Raw genomic sequence first — 21,724 nt, forward strand, 5'->3', positions numbered from 1 at the left:
GTCACGGCCGCCGGGTCACGGCCGCACGGGGCGGCGCCGGGGCGGCTGTTCGGAGGGGGCGAAGGTGGACAGCCGGCCGGTGGTGAGCCGGGTGAGGGCCTCCACCAGGCCGGTCCGCAACTCCGGTGACAGGGAGTCGAGTACGTCGCGGTGCGTCCGGTCCACGATCTCCTGGGAGCGGCGCACCAGCCGGCGCCCCTTGTCGGTGAGGACCAGGATCTTGACGCGCCGGTCGCTGGGGGAGGGGGTGCGCTCGGCCAGTCCCTCCCGCTCCAGGTGATCGGTGAGCACCACCATCGTGGTCTTGTCGAGGCCGGTGGCCTCGGCGATTTGCGACTGCGTCAGTTCGCCCGGGCGTGCCTTGGCGAGTACGCGGTGGGCCCGGGGGGTGATGCCGAGGTCGGCCAGGTTCGCGGCCAGCTCCGCCGACAGCGCGCGATCGCTCCAGGACAGCAGGGACATCAGGTCGGCGCCGGATGAGGTGGTGTCCGGTGCGGTGTCGCTCACGCCGCCCATCGTAGGCAGATGCCACCGGCCGGGAAAGCCTCGGCGCGGAACGATTGCCTTTGCGATCAACTCCCCTCATTGGCAGGGGAGTTGTTCCGCATGCGAATAGTTCCGAAATAGATGATGCCGAACGGGACGGCATGGTACGGTCCCACCCGGCCGCGGAGACCCCCAGGAGGCGTTCGCATGTCCGAGCCCGTCCGTGCGATCGCTCGCCCGCGCGGGAGCGCGACCGTGCCGCCGAGCCCTTAGGTGACAGACGATCGCGGTGGCCCCCGCCGCGCCGATGCCCCGGGCCCCGCCCGCCCCGGCCGCGCGCCCGCCGCCCCTCCGTGCCCCGGCTCCCGGCCCCGCCCCCGCCGCACCCCCGGTCCCGGCGCGCCCGCCCGGCCGGCGGCCGGCCCGCGGTCCACTCCACCCATCGAGGAAGAGGACACATGACGACCGACGCCCATCCGACCCCCGCGTCCGCCCCCGCCCCCGCCGCCGCACGCACCGGCCCCTGGAAGCCCCGAGCGCTTGCGGTGGCGGCGGCCGGCCTCTCCACCGCCCTGATCTGGATCATCGCCAACGCGGGCGGCGCCGCGCTGGCCGTTATGCCGTCCAACGGCGGTGACCCCCTGACCATCACCTGGCCGCGCTCCATCGCCCTCGGCGCGCTCGGCGCCGCGCTCGGCTGGGGCCTGCTGGTGCTCCTGGAACGCCGGACCCCCCGCGCCCTGCGGATATGGACGATCGTCGCGCTGAGCGTGCTGGCCGCCTCCTTCTTACCGCTGGTGTTCCTCGACGCCAGCGGCGGTACGAAGGCCACCCTCGCCCTGATGCACACGGCGGTGGCCGCCATCGCCATCCCCCTCTTCCACCGGGGAACGCGCGACTGACACACCGCCTGCGGGAAGCCCCCGCGGTTCCGGCACAACAACAGGAACCGCGGGGGCTTTTCAGCGCCCACGTCCGGCACTACGGTTGCGCCGATCCGTTCATGACAATGTCCCGCGTTTATATCCGTGAATGAGGGCGCCTCTATGTCAGTTCTGGACTGGGCCGTGGTGGCCGCGTACTTCCTCGTCATCGTCGGCATCGGCTGGTGGTCCAAGAACCGCGTGCACGATGTCGCCGACTTCTTCACCGCCCGAGGGCGCATCCCCTGGTGGCTCTCGGGCATCTCGCACCACATGTCCGGCTACAGCGCCGTCATGTTCGTCGCCTTCGCCGCCGTCGCCTACGACTACGGCTTCACCGTGTACGTGTGGTGGGCGCTCACCATCGGACTCGGCATCGGCATCGGCGCGTTCGTCTTCGCACCCCGCTGGAACCGGCTGCGCGCCAAGCACGGCGTCAACTCCCCGCTCGAATACCTCGCCCGCCGCTACAACCTGCCCACCCAGCAGGTACTCGCCTACAGCGGCGCCGCGCTCAAGGTCGTCGACATCGCCGCCAAATGGGTCGCGATCTCCGTCCTCCTCCAGGGCTTCGCCGACATCCCCCTCGTCTGGGGCATCGTCATCGCCGGCATCGGCACCATGGCGTACGTCGCCATCGGCGGCATCTGGGCGGATGTCCTCACCGACATGGGCCAGTTCGTCATCCAGGCGGTGGCCGGATTCGTCATGCTCGTCGCCGTCGGCGCACGCCTGGGTTTCGACTACCCCTGGGCCATGTGGGGCGACCTCCCCGACGGCCACGGCGACCCCATCGCCGGACCCGTCACCACCACCCTCATCCTGGCGTTCCTGCTGGTCAAGACGTTCGAGTACAACGGCGGCATGTGGAACCTGGCCCAGCGGTACATGGCCTCCCCCTCCGGCTCCGCCGCCCGCCGCTCCGCCCTGCTCTCCAGCGCCCTGTGGCTGGTGTGGCCCTTCATCCTCTTCCTGCCGATGTTCGCCGCCCCGCTCATCGTGCCCGGCCTCACCAACGGCGAGGAGTCCTACGTCGCGCTCGCCGTCGAACTCCTCCCGGCCGGACTCATCGGCCTCATGCTCGCCGGGTTCTTCTCCCACACCATGGCGATGGTCGGCTCCGACTGCAACGTCATCACCGCCGTCATCACCCGCGACATCGCCCCCGTCCTCGTACCCCGCGTCAAGCGGTTGGGCGCGGCGGCCCAGCTGGTGATGGCCCGCGTCACCACCGTGCTGTTCGTGACCCTCAGCATGACCATCGCCATCACCACCGGCGGCGAGGGATTCGTCCTGGACACCGTCGTCCAGCTGGTGGCCGCCACCATGGGACCCATCTCCATCCCGCTCATGCTCGGCCTGCTGCCCTGGTTCCGCCGGGTCGGGCCCACCGCCGCCATCGTCTCGTGGGCGGGCGGCCTGGGCGTCTGGTACGTCGTGCGCTACGTCGTGGACGGCGCGAGCGAGTCCGCGATCGTCGGCCTGCCGCTGGCCACCTCCCTCGTCCTGTACACCGTCGTCGGGCTGCTGCGCCCCGAACCCAGTGCGGAACGTGACGCCCTGATCGACTCCCTGAACACGGACCCCGACCCCGAGCCGCCTAACACAAAGACCAAAACCCTCACTAACTGACCTAACCCCCGAGACCGCAGACAGGCGCTGACCCGGCAGGCAGCATGACCGCTTACGCCGCCCCCACGAACGGGACTGTGGGACAGCGGCGCGACGCGTTGAACTGTCTGAGGTGCACATGAGTAATCCGGAACACCACCCGCGCAGCGCCGCGAGGGAGGTGTGGCAGGGCCGACTGGGCCTCCGGCGCCCCCGACGGCCGGTGTTCGCCGGCCTGTACGGGGTCGTCGTGCTCGCCCTGGTAGCCCTGGCCGTCGTCGACGCCTCCTCCCACGCCGGCGGCGGCAGCGCCCGTACCAACCTCACGCTGATGGCCCCGGCCGCCCCCGGCGGCGGCTGGGACCTCGCGGCCCGCGAATCGCAGCAGGCGATGCGCTCCTCCGGCGTCGTGAACAACGTCCAGGTGGTCAACGTGCCGGGCGCCGGTGGCACCATCGGCCTCAGCCAGACCGTGGGCCGCGAGGGCGACGAGTCGCTGCTGATGGTCACCGGCACCGTCATGCTGGGCGCCATCAACGTCACCGGCTCCGATTACGCCATGAGCGACGTGACCCCCATCGCCCGGCTCGCCGACGACTACCTCGTCGTCGTGGTGCCCGCCGACTCGCCGTTCCAGACGATCGATGACCTGCTGGAGGCGTGGCGGCAGAACCCCGGCGGCACCACCATCGGCGGCGGCTCGCTCGGCGGCTCCGACCACCTGCTGGCCGGGCTGCTCGCCCGCGAGTCCGGTATCGACCCCGGGCAGCTCAACTACCTCGCCTACTCCGGCGGCGGCGAGGTCACCACCGCGCTGCTCTCCCACACCGTGCACGCCGGCATCAGCGGCTACAACGACTTCTCCGACCAGATCCAGACCGGCCGCTTCCGCGCCCTGGGCCTGTCCGCCGAGGAACCGATCGACGGCATCGACGTGCCGACCTTCATCGAGCAGGGCGTGCAGGTGGCACTGCCCAACTGGCGCGGCGTGGTCGCTCCCCCCGGCCTGAGCGAGGAGGAGACCCAGGAACTGCGGGACATCGTCACCGAGATGGCCGCCTCCGAGCAGTGGACGGACGCGGTGAGCCGCAACCGCTGGAAGGACACCTTCATGGTGGGCGAGGAGTTCGAGGAGTTCCTCACCACCGAGACCGCCCGCATCGACCAGATCGTGGAGGAGCTGGGACTGTGACCACCACGACCGAGAGAACCGGGACGCCGGCGTCCGCCGCGCCGGACACACCGTCCTTCTGGAAGGGCCGCAGCGAATTCATCGTCGTGGCCGTGCTGCTGGCGCTCGCCGTCTTCCTCACCCACGGCACGCTCACCATGACCGTGCCCCCCACCGCCGGCTCGCCCGGGCCGCAGTTCTTCCCGTGGATCGTCACGGGTCTGGCCTACCTGCTGACCGCCGTCCTCGCCTGGAAGGTCATCCGCCACCCGAGCGCGCCGCCGCTGCCGCCGGGCGCGGAGGCGCCCGGCGACGAGGCCGCAACCGGAACCGAGGCCCCTGACACCGAGGCCGCCGCGCACACCGACGCGCCCGCGCCCGCACCCGCGCAGCGGCCCCGCACCACGACGCCGCAGCACCGCACCCACACCGACTGGCGCAGCGTCGGCATCATCATCGGCACCTTCGTGCTGTTCACCGTCGCCCTCGAACCGGTCGGCTGGCTGCTCTCCGCCGCCCTCCTCTTCTTCGGAGTGGCCTACGCCCTCGACGGCAAGCGCCCGCTGTTCGACATGAGCCTGTCGCTCGCCTTCTCCGCCATCGTTCAGCTCGCCTTCTCCGCCGGGCTCGGCCTCAACCTGCCCGCCGGCATTCTGGGAGGGGTGCTGTGATGGACCCGATATCGCATCTCCTCGACGGGTTCGCCGGGGCGTTCACCCCGATGAACCTGCTGTGGGTCGTCGTCGGCGCCATGCTCGGCACGGCCGTCGGCGTGCTGCCGGGCCTGGGCTCGGCGATGGCGGTGGCGCTGCTGCTGCCGGTGACCTTCAGCCTGGACCCGACCGGCGCGTTCATCATGTTCGCCGGCGTCTACTACGGTGGCCTGTTCGGCGACTCGACGACCGGCATCCTGCTCAACACACCCGGCAACAGCTCGGCCATCGCCACCACCATCGAGGGCCACAAGATGGCCAAGGCGGGGCGCGCGCCACAGGCACTGGCCACCTCCGCCATCGGCGCGTTCATCGGCGGCATCATCGCCACCACCCTGGTGGTGTTCTTCGCCCCGCGCCTGGCCGACCTCGCCGGGCTCTTCGGCCCGGCCGAGTACTTCGCGCTGGCCGTCTTCGCCTTCGCGGCCACGGCGACAGTGGTCGCCGACTCCGTCATCAAGGGCTCGATATCCCTGGTCATCGGCCTGTCGCTGGCGCTGATCGGCATTGACGGCTCCTCCGGGGCCTCGCGCTTCACGATGGATCTGCCACCGCTGTTCGACGGGGTGTCGATCGTCGTCATCACGGTCGGTCTGCTGGCCCTGGGCGAGGTGCTGTTCGTGGCCTCCCGCATCCACCGCGACCCGCCCACGGCGCGGGTGGCCTTCACCGGGCGTCCGTGGCTGAGCCGCGGCGATGTGAAGCTGGCCTGGCCGGCGTGGCTGCGCGGCGCGGGCTTCGGTGTGCCGTTCGGTGTGATCCCGGTCGGCGGCTCCGAGGTCCCGACCTTCCTCTCCTACGCGACGGAGAAGAAGCTCGACAAGCGGCGCAAGAAGCAGATGTTCGGCAAGGGCGCCATCCAGGGTGTGGCCGGTCCCGAGGCGGCGGGCAACGCGACCGCCGGTTCGGCGATGGGCGCGCTGCTGGCGCTCGGCCTGCCGACATCGGCGACGGCCGCGATCATGCTGGCCGCGTTCCAGCAGTACGGGATGCAGCCGGGCCCGCTGCTGTTCGAGCGGAACACCGAGCTGGTGTGGACGTTGCTGGCCTCGCTGTTCATCGGCATGATCGTGCTGCTGATCATCAACCTGCCGTTCGCCCCGATGTGGGCGAAGCTGCTGCTGGTGCCGCGCCACTACCTGTACGCGGGCATCACGGTCTTCTGCGGCCTGGGCATCTACGCCACCTCGGCGTCGGCGTTCGACCTGATGCTGCTGCTGGGCATCGGCCTGCTGGGCTTCATGATGCGGCGCTACGAGCTGCCGCTGGCGCCGGTGCTGATCGCCGTCATCCTGGGCCCGCTGGCCGAGACGGAGCTGCGGCGGGCGCTCGCGGTCAGCGAGGGCAGCGTCGGGATCCTGTTCGACAGCGGCATCGCCGTGACGCTGTACACGCTGCTGGCGGCGGCCATCGCCCTGACGACGGTGAACCGGATCCGCAAGGCGCGCAAGGGGAAGGCGACGCGGCAGCTGGTCGCGTAACCCGTCCGCACGAACGGCCGCCCGCACCCGTGAGGGTGCGGGCGGCCGCATGCGTGGGGCAGAACGTCAGTCGATGACGCAGACGTTGCCGAACGCCGGGTTCAGCAGCCCGATGACGTTGATCGTGTTGCCACAGAGGTTCACGCCCAGCTCGACCGGGATCTGGACGACGTTGCCGGACAGCACGCCCGGGGAGTGGGACGCGACGCCGAAGGCCTCGGCGTCGGCGGAGGCGACACCGGCGGAACCGAGGACACCGGCCGCCGCCAGGGCGGTGGCGGCGATGGTGGTACGAATACGCATGTTCTCTCCAGTACGGAAAACGGATGGAGCGACGCGGAGCGTCAGAACCGATCAGACCGCCCGGAGTGGACTTTTCCCCGTATTCACCTGATCGAGGGCGCGCCTGCCCCCGTTTCCCGGTCGGAGCGTTGGGTCAGGGGCTCAGCACTTGGTGGAGATCCCGCCCGTCTCGTTCCCCTTCAGCAGGCCGCCCCAGATGTAGTTGCCGTCCGAGAGCTTCACCCACTTGTTGTGGCTGATCCCGTTGGCGTCCACCGTTCCGCCGGTCAGCCAGCACACGCCCATGAGCTGCTGGTTGGCCTTGACGGTGTAGGCGATGTTGTAGCTGGTGGAGGCGCCCTTGCGGACGTTGCCCTGGACCCACGTCGTGATGTTGCCGGTGGCCATCGTGGCCGCTGCGGGGGCGGCGGGCGCGCTCTGCGGCGCGGCGACGGCGGGCCCGACGGAGGCGCCGGTGAGGAGGAGACCGGCGGCGACCGCCATCAGCACCTTCGTACAGCTGTTGCGCATGTGCTCACTGCTTTCTTCCGCTGTGGATGCCGTCCCCCGTTACGGGCGGCACAGCGGAAGATGTGCCCATCCGGGCCTGTCACATACCCCCATGTTCTCTACCGACCTGATGTGAAAGCAAAGGAAAGGTGCAAGGCGTATGTCTGACCACTTACCCGCCCTTTCCCTCCGCCGGTCCCTGGAGGTCTGCCCGGTCGAGCTGGTGGAGGACCGGCAGCGCGAGGCTCTGCGGCCTGGCGGCCGACGACGAGGACGGCTGACCGTTCCGCAGCAACTGGTTGTTCCGGTGGCTACTCGGACCGCAGGACGAAGAACAGGAAGGACAGGAAGCGCGGCATGGCCGCGATGGCCTCGGGAAACCGTTCGTGGGCGGCGGGATCAGGATCCGGCTCGCTGATGACCTCGATCCGGAAACCGGCGCCGGTAAACGCCTCGATCGTCGCGTGCAGCGGCCTGTGCCAGCGACTCACCAGGGCGGTCTGGCTGCCTATGGTCCACTCCGTGGTCCAGTTGGTGGTGTCGAAGTAGTCGCACTCGGCCTCCCGGCCGACCTCGCGGTGCATGAGGGTGACGGCGAAGGGATGGTCGACCGAAGCGATCAGCCGACCGCCGGGCCTGAGGACACGCCGCAGCTCGGCCAGAGCGGGCCCCCAGTCCTCCAGGTAGTGCAGGACCAGGGACGCGACGACATCGTCGAACGCGTCATCAGGGTAAGGAAGCGGGCCACCCAGGTCCGTCACCCGCAGGTCCGCACCGTCGCCGAGCCGCCGCCGGGCCAGCTCCAGCATCTCGGCGCTCGAATCGAAGCCACTCACCAGGGCACCACGATCGCGCAACGCGGCACACAGCAGCCCCGATCCGCAGCCGGCGTCGAGGATCCGCCGCCCGGCCGCCTCCCCGACCAGGGCCAGCATCGCCGGACGCTCGTAGTAGGCATTCACCAGGTTGGTCTCGTTCACGGCCGCGTACGCCTGGGCGAAGCTGTTGTAATCATTGACCTTCGGCGGATCCACACCCACCGCGGCCGGCGAGGCCAGCCTGACGGACATCACAAGCTCCTGGCGCTCGCTGTTGTCCTTCGCGAATTCATCGATCATGTGGCATGAACCTTTCATGGGCTGTTCGTGGTCTCAAGATCCCGTACGTGGTCCGCGACGGCCGGCAGAGCCGAGGCCCGTGGGGATGACTCTCTGTCAGGGAGACGTGGGGTGAGGGCGGGGTGCGTGACCGCTCTCCACCGACCCGACCGGCGACGGTCGCCGCGCGGGAGAACCGCACGCACGCTGTTCGGTACCGCCCAGCCTCACCGTGCTCCCACGTCACTCACCAATGATTCGTCGCTGGACGAATCGGAACAGACATCCCTCGCTAGCATGGCGCGGTGCTCCGCTTCGAAGTCTCCGTCGAGGACCTGCTGCGCAGCCGCTTCGCGCTGTCGCCCGCGCTGGACCTCTGCCTGCTGCTGCGCTCACTCGCCGGCCAGGACAGACCGCTGCCGCGAGCCTGGGCCTCCCGGCTCCTCCCGGCCTTTGAACGGCTTCGCCGGGAGAGTGAACTGAACGCCGCCCTCGCCCTGCACAACCCGCGATCCGGACCGAGCTTCGTCGCTCCGCCCCCTCGCGGCCTCAACCAGACCTGGGCAGACGACCTGGCCACGATCCGGGCCACACCGCTGGAAGCGGCCCGCCACGAGATCACCACCCACGCGACCGGCGCGTCCGCCCGTGATCCCCGCGTACGCGCGGTGCTGGACTCGCCGGACGCCGTCTCCAGGATCGCCGAGGCGATGGACCGGGCCTGGCACGAGCTGCTCGCCGCGGACTGGCCGCAACTGCGCGCGATCTGTGAGCGCGACGTCGTGCACCGGGTGGGGGCGATCGGCGAACACGGATGGGTCACGACCATCGAGAGCCTGCACCCGAGCATCACCTGGCAAGCCGGCGGTATCGAGATCGGCCACTTCGCCCACGTCGAACCGGTCCACCTCACCGGCGACGGACTCCTGCTGATCCCTTCGGTCTTCGTCGCGAATATCGCCGCCCACCTTTCAGACCCCTGGCCCTGGCCCAGAACCTTGGTCTACCGTGCCCGCGGCACCGCCGCCCTGTGGGGCGAACAGGAGGCCGTCCCCCGGCCGGACACGCTGACCGCTCTGATCGGCCGGTCCCGAGCCCGGCTGCTGTTGGCGCTGGACGCCCCGGCCAGTACCAGCCACCTCGCCCGAAGCCTCGCCATGACAACCGGCGCGGTGGGAGACCACCTCGCCATCCTGCGAGGCGCGGGACTGCTCGTCCGCGCCCGGTCCGGACGGTCGGTGCTCTACCGGCGCACCCCGCTCGGCGAGGCACTGGTAGGCGGTACGGGCTGAGGGATCGGACCAGCACTGCTTTTGAGGCGCCGCCGACCGGGATGGCCGTCCTCTTCTTCCTCACCGAGGTGCCCACCGGCCCGCGCTGATCGATGCCGTGTCCGGCCCGCCCTCACGCGTCCCCGGGCGGCGCGGCGCGGCGGGCGGCGATCAGGGTTTCGATGCCGTCCAGGAGCAGGCGCAGGCCGAAGCGGAACGGGTCGCCGGAGTACGGGGCGGCGCCGGCCAGGATCGCGGTGCGCAGGGCGGGGTAGGCGGAGAAGTCGACCAGCTCCCGCAGCCCCGCGTTGCGGTCGGCCACGTCGTACGCCTGTGCCTCCGTCCCGGCCGGCTGCTCGATCTCCGCCCGCAGCAGCCCCAGGCCCCGGCTGTACGCGTCCAGCGACTCGATCGCGGCCAGCTTCTCGGCCTCCGTCAGCCCGGTGCCCTCGAAGACCCGCAGCATGGAGTCGAGCCAGCGCAGCTGGTTGGGCCCCGGCACCCGGTCGGCGCCGTGCAGGTGCAGGGTCCAGGGGTGGCGGCGGATCGCCTCCCAGTCGTCCAGGGCCCACGCCTCCAGCTTCGCCCGCCAGTCGCCGGGCCACTCGTGCGGCAGCGTCGGGCCGAGGGCGACCGCGTCCAGCATGAGCGCCTCCAGCTCCGCCTTGCCGCGCAGGTAGGTGTACAGGGAGGCCGTCCCCACGCCCACCTCGGCCGCGACCCGCCGCATGGACAGCGCGGCCAGGCCCTCCGCCTCGGCCACCTCGATGGCGGCGGCCACGATCTGGTCCAGCGTCAGCCCGCGCTCGGGCCCGCGCGCACCGCGCGGCGCGGTGGCGGGGTCGTTCCAGAGCAGCCCCAGGATGCGCCGCTGGTTGTCCTTCGCACTCATCTCGACGCTCAGGCTATCGTTCGGCGTAATATCATCGAACGACGTTCGGCGTATCCCGTGGGGACGGGACGAGGACGCGACAGGGGGCGGGGACGGCAGCCATGACCACCGACACCGGAACGGAGGCGGCGGACCACCCGCGCGGACCCCGCCGCGAACGCCTCACCCTGCTCGCCGCCACCCTCACCAGCGGACCCGCCGAACTCCTCGACTTCCTCCTGCCCCTGTGGGCCGGCGCCGCCCTCGGCCTCGGCGCCACCGAGGTCGGCGTCCTGCTCGCCGTCGAGATGCTGTCCTCGCTCGTCGCCCGCCCGTTCGCCGGCGTCCTCGCCGACACCCGCGACCGCCGCCGCGTCGCCGCCGCCGGCGCCCTGCTGTACGCCGCCTCGGCCACCGGCTACGCCCTCGCCACCGGCCCCGCCCCCGCCTACCTGGCCGCCGCGCTCGGCGGCATCGGCGGCGCCCTGCTGTGGGTCGCGGTCAGCGCCATCGTCAGCGAACGCCTCGCCGCCGACTCCGCCGTCTTCCCCCGCCTGTTCTCCGCCCAGGAGACCGGCTCCTGGGTCGCCTTCGTGACCGGCTTCGTGCTGCTCGTCAGGATCGACTACACCGGCGTCTTCCTGCTGTGCGCGGCGGCCTGCGTGACAGCGGCCGTCCTGCTGCTGCGCGCCCCCGGCGGCCCGCCGACCGCGCCCGGGGAGACGGACGCGGCCCACGGCGGCATCCGGGCCGTCAGCCGCCGGCTGCGCCCCATGCTGCTGGCCGTCGCGCTGACCACGACCGCAGAGGCCGCCCTTTCGCTCCTCCTGCTGTTCCTGCTCCAGCGCGAGTTCGGGCTGGACGTCATGAGCATCGCCTTCGTCTTCCTCCCCGGCGCCATCGCCATGAGCCTGGCCGCCGAACGCATGCACACGTACGTGGTGCGGTTCGGCCGCGCCCGCGTCCTGATGGCCGCCTCGCTGTCCGGAACGGCCTTCGCCACCGGCCTGGCCTGGGCGCCCAACCCGTACGTCATCGCCGCCCTGTGGATCCTCAGCGGCCTGTCCTGGGCCGCCGTCATGCCGATCCAGCAGGCGGTGGTCGCCGAGGCGTCCGGGGCGCGCGTCGGACGCGGCATGGGGGTGTACGAGTCGGCCGGACTGTTCGGCGCCCTGCTCGGCGCGCTCGCGGCCGGCGTGCTGTACGAGCGGGCCGGCTGGACGGCCTGCTGCCTCGTCGCGGCGGCGATCCTGCTGTCCGGCGCGGTGATCTCCCCGGCCGCCGTGCGCCGCATGGGCGTCGCGGACACCCCGCCACCCGCGCCCGCGCCCGCACCCGTCCCCGTCCCCGTACCGGACGCCGCACCCGACCCGGAGCCGGAGCCCGAGCCGTCACCCGCCCCGAAACCGCCGCCCTCCACCCGCGCCCTGGTCGGCCACCTCGCCCTGTTCACCGCCGCCCAGCTCGTCCTCCTCGCCCTGGACCTGTCCTGGATCCAGGACCTGTTCACCGAGGACCTGCTCACCACCCTCAACGGCGGCACCCCGGACGACGGTGCCCCCGGCTGGATCTACGGCGCGGGCAAGATCTGGACGTACATCATGCTCGTCGACCTGCTCCGGACCGGAGTCAGGCTGCTCCGCGCCCGCCCCTAAACCGGTTGCCCGCCCGGCGGGCGTCTGCTGCACTTCTGCACCGGCACATCGACCCCTCACCACGCGAGGAGACCACCATGAGGACAACGCGCACGCCCCAGCAGCTCATCACCGCCTACACGGAGGACATGACGCTCAGTGCGTATGGTGAACCTGGGAATCCTCGCCCATGTTGACGCCGGAAAGACCAGCCTGACCGAGCGGCTGCTGTACGCCGCCGGAGTCATCGACGCGATCGGCAGCGTCGATGACGGCAACACCCAGACCGACTCGATGTCCCTCGAACGGCAGCGCGGCATCACCATCAGATCCGCGGTGGTCGCCTTCGCCCTCGACGAGGACACCACGGTCAACCTCATCGACACCCCCGGACACCCGGACTTCATCGCCGAGGTGGAACGGGTCCTCGGCGTGCTCGACGGCGCGGTGCTCGTCGTCTCCGCCGTGGAGGGCGTCCAGGCGCAGACCCGCGTCCTGATGCGCACCCTGCGCCGGCTGCGCATCCCCACCCTCGTCTTCATCAACAAGACCGACCGCTCCGGCGCCCGGCCGCAAGCCGTCCTGGACGAACTGCGCACCCGGCTCACCCCGGCTGTCGTCGCGCCCACCGCACCGGACGACGAACTGGCCGAGATCCTCGCCGAGCGGGACGACGACCTCCTCGCCGCCTACCTCGACGCGGACGGGCCCCTCCCGCGTGCCCGGCTGCGCGCCGCCCTCGCCGCCCAGACCGGCCGCGCCCGCGTCCACCCGGTGTACCAGGGCTCGGCCATCACCGGGGAGGGCACGGACGCGCTGCTCAGCGGCATCCGGGAGTTCCTCCCGGCGAGCGCGGGCGACCCCGGGGCACCCGTCTCCGGCCGGGTCTTCAAGGTCGAACGCGGCCCGGCGGGGGAACGGATCGCGTACGCGCGGCTGTTCGCGGGCACCCTGGCCGTCCGCGACCGGCTGCCCGGCGGCCCGGAGGAGAAGGTGACGGCGATCGGCGTCTTCGACCGCGAACGCGGCACGGACATCCGCCGCGCGTCCGTGACGGCCGGGCAGATCGCGAAGCTGTGGGGCCTGAGCGGGGTACGCGTCGGCGACCCCATCGGCACCGTCCCGGCGGGCGCCGCCGGTGGCCACTTCCCGGCCCCCACCCTGGAGACGGTGGTCGAGCCGTGCCGCCCCGGCGAGAAGGGCACGCTGCACGCCGCACTCGCCCAGCTCGCCGAACAGGACCCGCTGATCAACCTGCGCCAGGACGACCTGCGCCGCGAGATCGCCGTGTCGCTGTACGGCGAGGTGCAGAAGGAGGTCATCCAGGCCACCCTGGCGCACGAGTACGGGGTGGCGGCGACCTTCCGCGAGACGACCACGATCCACGTGGAACGCCTCACGGGAACGGGCGAGGCCGTCGAGTTCAACAAGAAGAACGGCAACCCCTTCCTGGCCACGGTCGGCCTGCGCGTGGAGCCGGCACCCGTGGGCAGCGGGGTGACGTACCGGCTCGGCGTCGAACTCGGCTCCATGCCCTACGCCTTCATGGCGGCGGTGGAGGACACCGTACGGTCCACCCTGCGGGAGGGCCTGTACGGCTGGGAGATCCCCGACGTGGTCGTCACCATGACGCACTCCGGGTACTCCCCGCGCCAGAGCCACGCGCACGCGATCTTCGACAAGAGCATGTCGAGTACGGGCGCGGACTTCCGGCACCTCACCCCGCTGGTACTGATGGCGGCGCTGCGCCGGGCCGGAACACGGGCGCACGAGCCGATGCACCGCTTCCGCCTGGACCTGCCGGCCGACACGCTCGGCCCCGTCATGTCGGTCCTGGCCCGGCTGCGTGCGGTGCCGGACAACCCGCGCACGCAGCACACCGGATGCGTACTGGAGGGCGCGATCCCGGCGGCGGCCGTGCACCGCCTGGAACAGCAACTCCCCGGACTGACCCGGGGCGAGGCGTCCCTGGAGGCGGACTTCGACCACCACCGGCCCGTCCAGGGGCCGCCACCGCACCGGGAGCGCACGGACCACAACCCGCTCAACAGGAAGGACTATCTGCTGGCGGTGGTCCGCAGGGTCACGGCGTAGCGGCGGTGGGCCGCGCCGTGGCGCTCACGTCGACCCACCAGTCGTGGGAGGTCTCCCAGTGCCCCTTCGGATACTCGAAGGTGAGCGTCCCGGCGAGCTGGAACCCCGCCTTGCGGCACACGGCGTTGGAGGCGCCGTGTGACGTGCGCGGGTAGGCGTGCAGCGTGCGGTGCGGCCCCCCGGCGGCCCGGACCACCTCGATGAGGGACTGGGCCGCCGCCGCTGCCAGTCCTCGGCCCTGGAACGCGGACAGCACCGACCACCCCGTCTCCCACACGGTCTCGCCGTCGTCCTGCTGGTGCTCCCAGTACCCGATGGAGCCCACCGTCTCCCCGGTCGCCGCCAGCTCCACCCGGTACATTCGCCCGGGACCGCGCAGGGCGACGTACCTGCGGTGCCGGTCGGCCAGCTTCTCCGCGCTCTCCGGACCGCCGAGATTCGCGGTCATGGCCGGAGTGTTGCACGCCTCCAACACCCAGAAGTCCTCGTCGCTCCAGGGCACCAGTCGCACTTCTCCGTTCATGGTCAGGACCCTACGGCCGGGGTCTGACAATCCCCGTTCCCGTCCTCGGCGAGCACGCCGACCCGCACCGGGTAGAGCCAGCAGCGGCAGGTGTACACGGTCCCAGGCCGCTCCAGCGGCGGCGGCAGACAGCCGCGCGGCGGGCGGGGCGTCAGGGCCACGGCGATACCGACGGCGCCGACCGTCCCGCCGAGGAGGGTGGCGAGACCGATGAGCCCGAGCGTCGCGTCCTCCATCAGGCGTCCCGCAGCTCGAACCACACCGATTTGCCGACCGGCTCCGGGTACCCGAGCTGCGTCACGCCCCAGGACCGGGCCAGCAACTCCACGAGCGACAGCCCGCGTCCGCACTCCTCCTCGCCCTCGGGCAGCGCCCGGCGCGGCGGAATCCCCCGGGGCGACGCGTCGTGCACGGCGACCAGTACCTGACCCGGCCGGATGGTGGTCTCGACGGCGACGACGGAAGTGGCCGTGTGCTCGTAGACGTTGGTCACCACCTCACTGACCAGCAGCCGCGCGGTGTCGGCGAGCCCCAGCAGCCGGTTGCCCAGCAGGACGTACGCGACATGGTCGCGGGCGAGCCGCGGCGTATCGGGCGCGTTGGGCGCGGTGAGGCGGTACGAGCGGATGGCGGGCAGCGTCATGTTCCCTCCCGGGGAAGCGTGTTCGCCGAGTCACTGTCCGCCACCATAGGGTGTTGTGACTCATATGTGAATCGAACGGTGAATCATGCGTGATTCGTGAGTTGGACTATGAGATAGTCCGCGAAACAGGGCGTCCGAGCGAGGGGAGCAGGGGGATGCCAGCGAGGTCGGCGCCAACAGCCAGGCAGCGCAGGCTGGGGACCGAAATGCGCAGGCTGCGGCAGGCGGCGGGGCTCAGTGTGGCGGACGCCGCGCTCAAACTCGGGTGGGATCGGACCCGCATCAGCAACATCGAGGCAGGGCGAACCGGTCTCAGTCACGACAGCGTGAGTTCACTCGCAGGTGTGTATCAGTGCGCGGATCGCGCCTACGTCGACGCTCTCGGGATGATGGCCGAGGAGCGCGGCAAAGGCTGGTGGGAGGAATTCCGGGGCAAGTTCGACGCTGCCCTGCTGGACCTCGTGGAACTGGAACAGCGCGCAGATCACCTGCGTGGCACGCAAGTGACTCATCTGCCCGGACTGCTCCAGACCGAGTCCTACGCGAGGGCCGTGCTGTCCACGGACGTCCCGGCACCCGACCCAACGGATCTGCGCCGCAAGGTGTCGTTCCGGATGCGCCGCCGCGATGTCCTGGACAAGGAAGACGCGCCGCAGTGCACGCTGCTCATTCATGAGGCGGCTCTGCGCCTGGGGTTCGGCGGACCGGCTGTCATGCGCGAGCAGTTGACCTGCATCCTGGAATCCTCGGAGCGGGAGAATGTCACCATCCGCGCTCTGCCCTTCTCCCTCGGTGGCCTGCCGGGTATCGGCGCATCGATCACCTACGTGTCGGGCGCGGTGTCGCAGTTGGACACGGTGCACTTCGACACACCCACCGGCGTCCAGTTCCTCGATGCGCCAACGGCCACACACAAGTACCGCAGCATGATGGATAGACTCGAAGAGCTGTCTCTACCTGTGGAAAAGACACGGGATTTTGTCCGCGAAATTTCGAAACAACTCTGAGAGTGCGGAAGATGTCGGATATTCCATGGCAGAAATCCTCCTACTCGACGCAGGGTGACAATGACTGCATAGAGTTGGGGCGTTACAGTGGCGCACTGCTCCTTCGGGAGAGCGATCACCCCGATGTGGTCTCGGCGGCTGACTCCCTGCGTGTTCAGGCGCTGCTTCTGGCGGTCAAGCAGGGGACGTTCGGCCGACTGGGCTGAGACCGATGCACTTCGTGGCCCTCCACTCCAAGGGATGGGGGGCCGTTCTCATACCGTACGGAACCCGTGCGAACCGGTCCGTACCGTCTGGGAAAACACCGTCGCGAGTGCGGCCCAGCCTCCCTACACTCTCCGGCCATGGCATGCCGCATCAGTGAACTGGTCCTCGACGTCGCTGATCCCGAGCGCCTCGCCGCGTTCTGGAGCGAGGTCCTCGGCTACGTCGAACTCGGCCGTGAGGACGACGGAAGCATCGAGATCGGGCCGCCCGACACCGGCTTCGGCGGCCCGCAGCCCACCCTCGTCCTCAGTCCCACCACCGACCCCCGGCCCCACAAACTTCGGCTGCACCTGGACGTCAACGCCACCGACCGCGACCAGGACGCCGAGTTGGAACGGCTCCTCGCCCTCGGCGCCCGGCCCGCCGATGTCGGCCAGACCGGCGAGGAGAGCTGGCACGTTCTGGCCGACCCGGAAGGTAGCGAATTCTGCCTTTTGCGCACCCGGCTCCAGCCGGTGTGATCGCGTAGCCTCCCTGCCCGTGCCGAACGCCGACGCCTGCCGTGCGTACGGTTGCCGGAGATCGCCGTCAGGCGCGACAGCGGGGAACCGGTAGGGAAGGGCGCGGGCATGGTGACGCGGTGGGTCAGGCTTGAACTGGACGTGACCGGCTTCGAGGCCGAGCGGTTCGCGCCGTACGTGGAGCGGTGCCTGGGGGCCGGGATCCGCCTGGTCACGCTGGACGAGCTGGGGGACACGGCGCGGAACCGGCGGGCGCTCTACGCACTCAACAAGGAGTGCGCCGCCGACATCCCGGAGCGCGGGGAGTTCTACACGTACGAGGCGTACCTCCGGCAGCGGATCGAGGTCGCCTCGTACGACCCTCGCGGGGTGGTGATCGCGCTGGACGGCGACGGTGGATGGATCGGGATGTCGGCGACGTCCGATCACCGGTCGTCCGGCTTTGTGTTCAACGAGATGACCGGCGTCCGGGCGGCCTTCCGGGGGAGAGGCATCTCCCTCGCGATGAAGACCTTCGGCATCGGCTTCGCCGCGCGGTGCGGCGTGGACCGCATCCGGACCGTCCACCATCCGGCGAACACCGCCGCCATCGAGATGAACCGGCGCCTCGGTTACGTCGACGCCCCCGAACAGGACGGCTGACCTGCGCCCGGCCGGTCGGCGCGAGCCCAACGGGAAAGCGCCGAACGCCGGTCGCGGCCCGCGCACCCTCCCGCTGTCCCTCGCCACAGACCCGGGGCGCCTGCGGCACCCTCGGAACCCTTGGCTGTCACCGGAGGAAGCGGCCCCCGTCTCTCAGTCGGCCTCGGTCCGCGACAGCACCCCGCCCAGGGCGAGATGGAGCAGGCGGCGGGCCGCATCGGCGTCACCGTCGGAGGCCAGGGACAGGGCGTTGGCCAGGGTGATGAGATCCAGCGGCGTCACCTCGTCGCGCACCACGCCGGCCTCCGCCGCGTCCGCGACCAGCCGCGCCGCCGCGCCGTGGAGCAGACCGTGGCAGCTGTCCTCGACGGCGATGCCGCCCTCCGGGTCCGCCATGAGGGCGGTGGTCACCCCGCGCGTGGTCGAGGTGTAGGTGGTCAGCTCGTCGAGCCAGGTGGTGACCGCGTCCCGGGGGGAGTGGGTGTCGGCCAGTTGCACGAGCCGCCGGCCTTCACGAGGCGTTCATCGCCTCCCAGGAGTACGTGGGCCTCCACTCCGCCCCGGCCCACCCCGAAGCGGCCCGCACCCTCGGCCTCCCCACCACTCCCTTCGCATCCTGGGCCCGCACCACCCTGTGACCACCGGATGCAACCACCGGTCCGGAGGCGGAAGAAGAATTCCAACTGTGAAACACTCCTCCCCGGTCCGGCTGAAACGTGCTCATGGTGTGACGTGCTGGGAGTGTACGGGGAGCGTGATTATCTACCCATGGGGGTCAAAAGGTAAATAATGCAACGCTATACGGTACTCGGAGTAAAGAATCAAGTGCGCAGAGGGAGAATGCCTGCTTGAAAGTTTGAACGACTCGTGACTAAGTTGTGCCCGGTTCAAATGCTCGGCTGCAGTCACACGTTCGCTACTACCTTCAAGTAGGGGAGACATGCGCAAGGGCTACACCTTGCAATCGTCGCACTCGCGGCCACAGGGTCGCTCATCACCGCGCCGACTGCTTCGGCAGCAGACGCCGCGCCTCAGGGTGACTTCACGGTCCAGTGGGAAAGTCACATAACGGGCGCCCTTACGGGATTCGAATCCCGTCGCTGGACCGTGGTGGGTGGATCGTCGACGGTGAATTTCACGGGCTGTCAGTCGACCGAGTACGGGTCCGATCTCAACTCGACGCACGTGGGTATCTGGCAGGACCTCACTCTTCAGCCGGACGTGCGAATCGGGAACGATGCGCGACTCACTGCGTGCTTCAATCGGAGCACGTCCACTTTCTCGCGAGACATCAGCACCGGCGCGAGGGTGTATTTCAGGATAGCGCGCATCAACGGTGACGTTTCGGGCAGTCGCCTGTCAGTTGATAAGGTCGTCGTCAGCGAGTAGTTGACATGCGCCCCGCAGGTCATGCTCAGTTTGTACCCGGCTCCTGCCGGTCGGATGGTGAACGGAAAGATGAATGCCTGTCGAGATATCCGACTGCTGGTTCGCCTATCGGAAACGGCCGGTCCTGCGGGGCGTGGACTACGTCTTACCCGAGCAGCGCACAGTGCTGCTCGGGCCTAACGGCGCCGGAAAGTCCACTCTCCTGTCCCTCGCAGCATCCGTGCGTCGGCCGCAACGCGGAAGCATCAGTTATCGCGGCATCGACAGTTCTGACCGGGAGTATCGCCGGCGGGTAGCCTGGCTGCCGCAACACGTCACCGCTATGCCCGGTCTCACAGCCCGCGAGCAGGTCGCCTACGTTGGCTGGTTGAAGGGCATGACCAGGACTGCCGCGTGGTCGGCGGCGGCTGAGGCATTGGCCCGGGTCGAGTTGAGCGGCAAGCAGGACGAGAGAGTTACCAGGCTCTCCGGCGGTCAGGTACGCCGCGTCGGGGTCGCGCAGGCTCTTGTGCACGAAGCCGAGGTGCTGCTGCTCGACGAGCCGACCGCAGGGATGGATCCGCGCCAACGGCGAGTTTTTCGTGACACGCTGGCAGCGCTTTCACCCGAGGTGAGCGTGCTGATCTCCACCCACGATGTGGCGGATCTGGCCGAAGATTCCGAACACGTGACTGTTCTGAACAGAGGCGGCATCGTTTACCACGGTGACGTCGCGGGATTTCTGGAACACGCTCCAGAAGACGTGGTTATCGGCCGCCGTGCGGAGATGGCCTACGCGGTGCTGTGCGGTGATGAGTGATGCGCTTGGCCGCGTTGATGCGTACATCGGTGATCACATGGCTGGCCCTTCCGACTCTCGTCCTGACCCTCATGGCAGGCGCATCGAACAGCCTTCCGCCAGAGTACAGAACTCAGTACGCTCCGGCGGTCGCCGTCGATTCCTTCCGTTTCCTTGTCTTCGTCGCCGCGATCACCGCAGGATGCGCCGCATGGGAAGCCGGGACGCTGCGCAAGGCCGGAGTGTGGAGTCTGGGGGCCTGGCGCAGCCAATACCGTGTTGCCGCCGATACCCTGACGCCGGTCGCCGCAGTGGGCGTTCTCCTGATGACGGTCTCGGTGGTCCAGCTCCATGTCCTCGCATCGGTGTGGCCGAATGCCGCTTCCATGCCATCGATCCTGGTGGTCTTGGCGCTGCCGATTCCCTACACGATCTTCGGGTTCGCCGTCGGATGCTTCATCCCTTCGCGTCTGGTGTCGGCTCCGCTCGTGCTGGTGAGTGTCTGGTTCTGGATTGGCTTCGCCGGCAATAGCTCCATCGAAGTGCCCGGCATGGTGTGGACGCGCCACGCCACCGCGTACGCGATGGGCACCCCCGACTTGAGCCAGGTCGTCAGTCCGGCGGCGCTGGTGGTGCCTCTCCTCTTCACCAGCGCGCTGGCCGGCGCCGGACTGCTGCTGTGGGGTGTACGCCGACGCCTGATCGGGGTGTTGCTGGCCACGGCCGTCGCTCTGGGGGGAGGGGGTGTCTCCTGGGCCACGGCACGCGACTGGGAATACCGCACACCGATGGCCTCCTCCGGAATGGAAGAGAAGTGCACCAGCCAGGCCTCGCTTGTCGTCTGTGTTCCGGAGCTGTACGCCCAAAGTCTGCCTGGAGTGGACCGAGTCGTCCGACAGGCAGTCGGCCGCCTGGAAAGCGCAGGTGTTCCGGCTCCGCGCAAGGTCACCCACGAGAGCATGTCCGACGGCGGGGAATCGGACGTCTGGCGCGTGTGGTTCGTCTCGCACACGGACGAACAAGAGCTCGTGCGCAGTGTCGGCCTTGCTGCGATGCCTGAAGAGACCCTGCTCTGCCTCCCGTACGAGGAGGCGGCGCTTCTCCAGACCTGGCTGGCCCTCACCGCAGGCGTGGACCCGGAGAGCTACGGCTCCGACCCGCTGGTGCGGGCGGCTCGGGAACTGATGGAGCTCCCCCTTGAGGAGCAGCGCGAGTGGTTTGGGGGCACCATGGCCGCCGCTGCGGATTGCGCGAGGTAGGCCGACGTGTTGTGGTGGTTCAAGGCCCGCAGGATTCATCTTTACGTGCCAGCCGGTCTCGCAGTATTTACTCTTCTGGTGTGGACATTTCGCGAACTCCTGGTGGGCATGCCTTCCTTCACGGGTGGCACGGAGGTACTGCTCATGCTGTTCGCGCCGCTACCTGTTTGTGTGGCCCTGATGCTGACTCTGGCCTCCCGGTTGCCGGAAGCGGAACTGTCCGCCCTGCGAAACGTCGTGGTCCGTGATGTGCTTCTCGTGAGTGCGACCGTAATGGTGGCGCTGGTGATCGGCTTGACCTCCGGATTGATCCTCGATTCCCCGGCGGCTGCAGCCGTGGGGCGCAACAGTGCCCTCCTGACGGGCCTCATGCTCCTGGCCTTTCCGCTGATCGGAGCGAGAGCGCTTATGGTGCCGATTGCCTATGTTCTGCTGGTAGTCATGGAGGGCTACGACGCCGCCCGCCAGCCCCGGCCGTGGGCGATCCTGCCGGAATCCGGTGACCACCTTCCTGCTTTCGCCGTGACCGTTGTGGTCCTGGCAGTGGGAATAACAGCCTTCTCCATCGACAGAAGTCACCGGTTGCGAAGCGAGGTTGGCTGACCGCTCAC

General features: G+C 69.7%; 24 protein-coding genes. 15 read left to right on the forward strand and 9 right to left on the reverse strand.

Going from position 1 to position 21,724, the window contains the following annotated elements; all coding sequences use genetic code 11:
• Positions 1–15: 15 nt before the first annotated feature.
• Complete coding sequence (locus SXIM_RS16125; protein WP_030729325.1) at positions 16–507, reverse strand: MarR family winged helix-turn-helix transcriptional regulator; 492 nt, start codon at positions 505–507, stop codon at positions 16–18.
• A gap of 437 nt (positions 508–944) precedes the next feature.
• Here SXIM_RS16125 and SXIM_RS16135 point away from each other — a divergent pair, with 437 nt between their 5' ends.
• The 5 genes from SXIM_RS16135 (at position 945) to SXIM_RS16155 (ending at position 6,385) form a co-directional block, all read left to right on the forward strand.
• Positions 945–1,388 (forward strand): DUF6069 family protein, encoded by a 444-nt coding sequence (locus SXIM_RS16135; protein WP_043177081.1) that lies wholly within the window; start codon positions 945–947, stop codon positions 1,386–1,388.
• A gap of 144 nt (positions 1,389–1,532) precedes the next feature.
• Positions 1,533–3,041: a sodium:solute symporter family protein gene (locus SXIM_RS16140; protein WP_046724491.1), complete on the forward strand. Its 1,509-nt coding sequence runs from the start codon at positions 1,533–1,535 to the stop codon at positions 3,039–3,041.
• A gap of 118 nt (positions 3,042–3,159) precedes the next feature.
• Positions 3,160–4,212 (forward strand): tripartite tricarboxylate transporter substrate binding protein, encoded by a 1,053-nt coding sequence (locus SXIM_RS16145; RefSeq protein WP_078635290.1) that lies wholly within the window; start codon positions 3,160–3,162, stop codon positions 4,210–4,212.
• Positions 4,209–4,862, forward strand: a complete 654-nt coding sequence (locus tag SXIM_RS16150) for a tripartite tricarboxylate transporter TctB family protein (RefSeq protein WP_046724492.1) — start codon at positions 4,209–4,211, stop codon at positions 4,860–4,862. The genes SXIM_RS16145 and SXIM_RS16150 overlap by 4 nt, the downstream gene beginning before the upstream one ends.
• Positions 4,862–6,385: a tripartite tricarboxylate transporter permease gene (locus SXIM_RS16155; protein ID WP_030729312.1), complete on the forward strand. Its 1,524-nt coding sequence runs from the start codon at positions 4,862–4,864 to the stop codon at positions 6,383–6,385. Before SXIM_RS16150 ends, SXIM_RS16155 begins: the two co-directional genes overlap by 1 nt.
• Before the next feature lie 66 nt (positions 6,386–6,451).
• Here the strand turns inward: SXIM_RS16155 and SXIM_RS16160 are convergent, their stop codons facing one another.
• The 3 genes from SXIM_RS16160 to SXIM_RS16170 all read right to left on the reverse strand — a co-directional run bounded on the left by SXIM_RS16160 (position 6,452) and on the right by SXIM_RS16170 (position 8,295).
• The gene (locus SXIM_RS16160; protein WP_030729309.1) at positions 6,452–6,688 is read right to left on the reverse strand and encodes a chaplin; all 237 of its coding nucleotides are present in this window, start codon (positions 6,686–6,688) and stop codon (positions 6,452–6,454) included.
• A gap of 141 nt (positions 6,689–6,829) precedes the next feature.
• On the reverse strand, positions 6,830–7,198 hold the full coding sequence (locus SXIM_RS16165; protein ID WP_043177080.1) for a hypothetical protein: 369 nt from the start codon (positions 7,196–7,198) through the stop codon (positions 6,830–6,832).
• A gap of 290 nt (positions 7,199–7,488) precedes the next feature.
• Positions 7,489–8,295 (reverse strand): class I SAM-dependent methyltransferase, encoded by an 807-nt coding sequence (locus SXIM_RS16170; protein WP_174864322.1) that lies wholly within the window; start codon positions 8,293–8,295, stop codon positions 7,489–7,491.
• 284 nt (positions 8,296–8,579) lie between these two features.
• Between SXIM_RS16170 and SXIM_RS16175 the strand changes: the two genes are divergently transcribed.
• On the forward strand, positions 8,580–9,566 hold the full coding sequence (locus SXIM_RS16175; protein ID WP_046724496.1) for an ArsR/SmtB family transcription factor: 987 nt from the start codon (positions 8,580–8,582) through the stop codon (positions 9,564–9,566).
• A 112-nt stretch (positions 9,567–9,678) separates the two neighbouring features.
• Here SXIM_RS16175 and SXIM_RS16180 read toward each other — a convergent pair whose 3' ends face one another.
• A complete protein-coding gene (locus tag SXIM_RS16180; RefSeq protein WP_046724497.1) occupies positions 9,679–10,437 on the reverse strand; it encodes a TetR/AcrR family transcriptional regulator C-terminal domain-containing protein in 759 nt (252 codons plus the stop codon).
• A gap of 101 nt (positions 10,438–10,538) precedes the next feature.
• Between SXIM_RS16180 and SXIM_RS16185 the strand changes: the two genes are divergently transcribed.
• Positions 10,539–12,071, forward strand: a complete 1,533-nt coding sequence (locus tag SXIM_RS16185) for an MFS transporter (protein ID WP_053116218.1) — start codon at positions 10,539–10,541, stop codon at positions 12,069–12,071.
• Between the two features lie 144 nt (positions 12,072–12,215).
• Positions 12,216–14,144 carry an elongation factor G gene (locus SXIM_RS16190; RefSeq protein ID WP_425473467.1) on the forward strand — a complete coding sequence of 643 codons (1,929 nt, stop codon included), beginning with the start codon at positions 12,216–12,218 and terminating at the stop codon, positions 14,142–14,144.
• On the opposite strand, the gene SXIM_RS16195 is transcribed toward SXIM_RS16190, so the two are convergent.
• Genes SXIM_RS16195 through SXIM_RS16205 form a run of 3 tightly spaced genes read right to left on the reverse strand, consistent with a single transcriptional unit; the run spans position 14,134 to position 15,310 of the window.
• Complete coding sequence (locus SXIM_RS16195) at positions 14,134–14,667, reverse strand: GNAT family N-acetyltransferase (RefSeq protein WP_046724501.1); 534 nt, start codon at positions 14,665–14,667, stop codon at positions 14,134–14,136. The two genes, SXIM_RS16190 and SXIM_RS16195, sit on opposite strands and share 11 nt — an antisense overlap.
• Positions 14,668–14,669: 2 nt before the next feature.
• Positions 14,670–14,903, reverse strand: a complete 234-nt coding sequence (locus SXIM_RS16200; protein ID WP_030729286.1) for a hypothetical protein — start codon at positions 14,901–14,903, stop codon at positions 14,670–14,672.
• On the reverse strand, positions 14,903–15,310 hold the full coding sequence (locus tag SXIM_RS16205) for an ATP-binding protein (protein ID WP_030729282.1): 408 nt from the start codon (positions 15,308–15,310) through the stop codon (positions 14,903–14,905). Before SXIM_RS16205 ends, SXIM_RS16200 begins: the two co-directional genes overlap by 1 nt.
• Positions 15,311–15,465: 155 nt before the next feature.
• Between SXIM_RS16205 and SXIM_RS16210 the strand changes: the two genes are divergently transcribed.
• From SXIM_RS16210 to SXIM_RS16225, 4 genes are all read left to right on the forward strand, one after another.
• Positions 15,466–16,317, forward strand: a complete 852-nt coding sequence (locus tag SXIM_RS16210) for a helix-turn-helix domain-containing protein (RefSeq protein ID WP_030729278.1) — start codon at positions 15,466–15,468, stop codon at positions 16,315–16,317.
• A gap of 11 nt (positions 16,318–16,328) precedes the next feature.
• Entirely contained in the window at positions 16,329–16,523 is a 195-nt protein-coding gene (locus SXIM_RS16215) for a DUF397 domain-containing protein (protein ID WP_030729276.1), read from the forward strand.
• Positions 16,524–16,661: 138 nt separating this feature from the next.
• Entirely contained in the window at positions 16,662–17,045 is a 384-nt protein-coding gene (locus tag SXIM_RS16220; RefSeq protein ID WP_046724503.1) for a VOC family protein, read from the forward strand.
• 108 nt (positions 17,046–17,153) lie between these two features.
• On the forward strand, positions 17,154–17,687 hold the full coding sequence (locus SXIM_RS16225; RefSeq protein ID WP_030729274.1) for a GNAT family N-acetyltransferase: 534 nt from the start codon (positions 17,154–17,156) through the stop codon (positions 17,685–17,687).
• A gap of 153 nt (positions 17,688–17,840) precedes the next feature.
• Here the strand turns inward: SXIM_RS16225 and SXIM_RS16230 are convergent, their stop codons facing one another.
• Positions 17,841–18,185, reverse strand: a complete 345-nt coding sequence (locus SXIM_RS16230) for an SbtR family transcriptional regulator (RefSeq protein WP_052385113.1) — start codon at positions 18,183–18,185, stop codon at positions 17,841–17,843.
• A 964-nt stretch (positions 18,186–19,149) separates the two neighbouring features.
• Between SXIM_RS16230 and SXIM_RS16235 the strand changes: the two genes are divergently transcribed.
• From SXIM_RS16235 to SXIM_RS16245, 3 genes are read left to right on the forward strand one after another with little or no spacing between them, the layout of a single operon-like run.
• A complete protein-coding gene (locus tag SXIM_RS16235; RefSeq protein ID WP_030729270.1) occupies positions 19,150–19,875 on the forward strand; it encodes an ABC transporter ATP-binding protein in 726 nt (241 codons plus the stop codon).
• 5 nt (positions 19,876–19,880) lie between these two features.
• Positions 19,881–21,113 (forward strand): DUF7224 domain-containing protein, encoded by a 1,233-nt coding sequence (locus SXIM_RS16240; protein ID WP_148236121.1) that lies wholly within the window; start codon positions 19,881–19,883, stop codon positions 21,111–21,113.
• 6 nt (positions 21,114–21,119) lie between these two features.
• Positions 21,120–21,716, forward strand: coding sequence for a hypothetical protein (locus SXIM_RS16245; protein ID WP_052385112.1), 597 nt, complete (start codon positions 21,120–21,122; stop codon positions 21,714–21,716).
• Positions 21,717–21,724: the final 8 nt, after the last annotated feature.

It is taken from the genome of Streptomyces xiamenensis (assembly GCF_000993785.3).
GTDB lineage: Bacteria > Actinomycetota > Actinomycetes > Streptomycetales > Streptomycetaceae > Streptomyces > Streptomyces xiamenensis.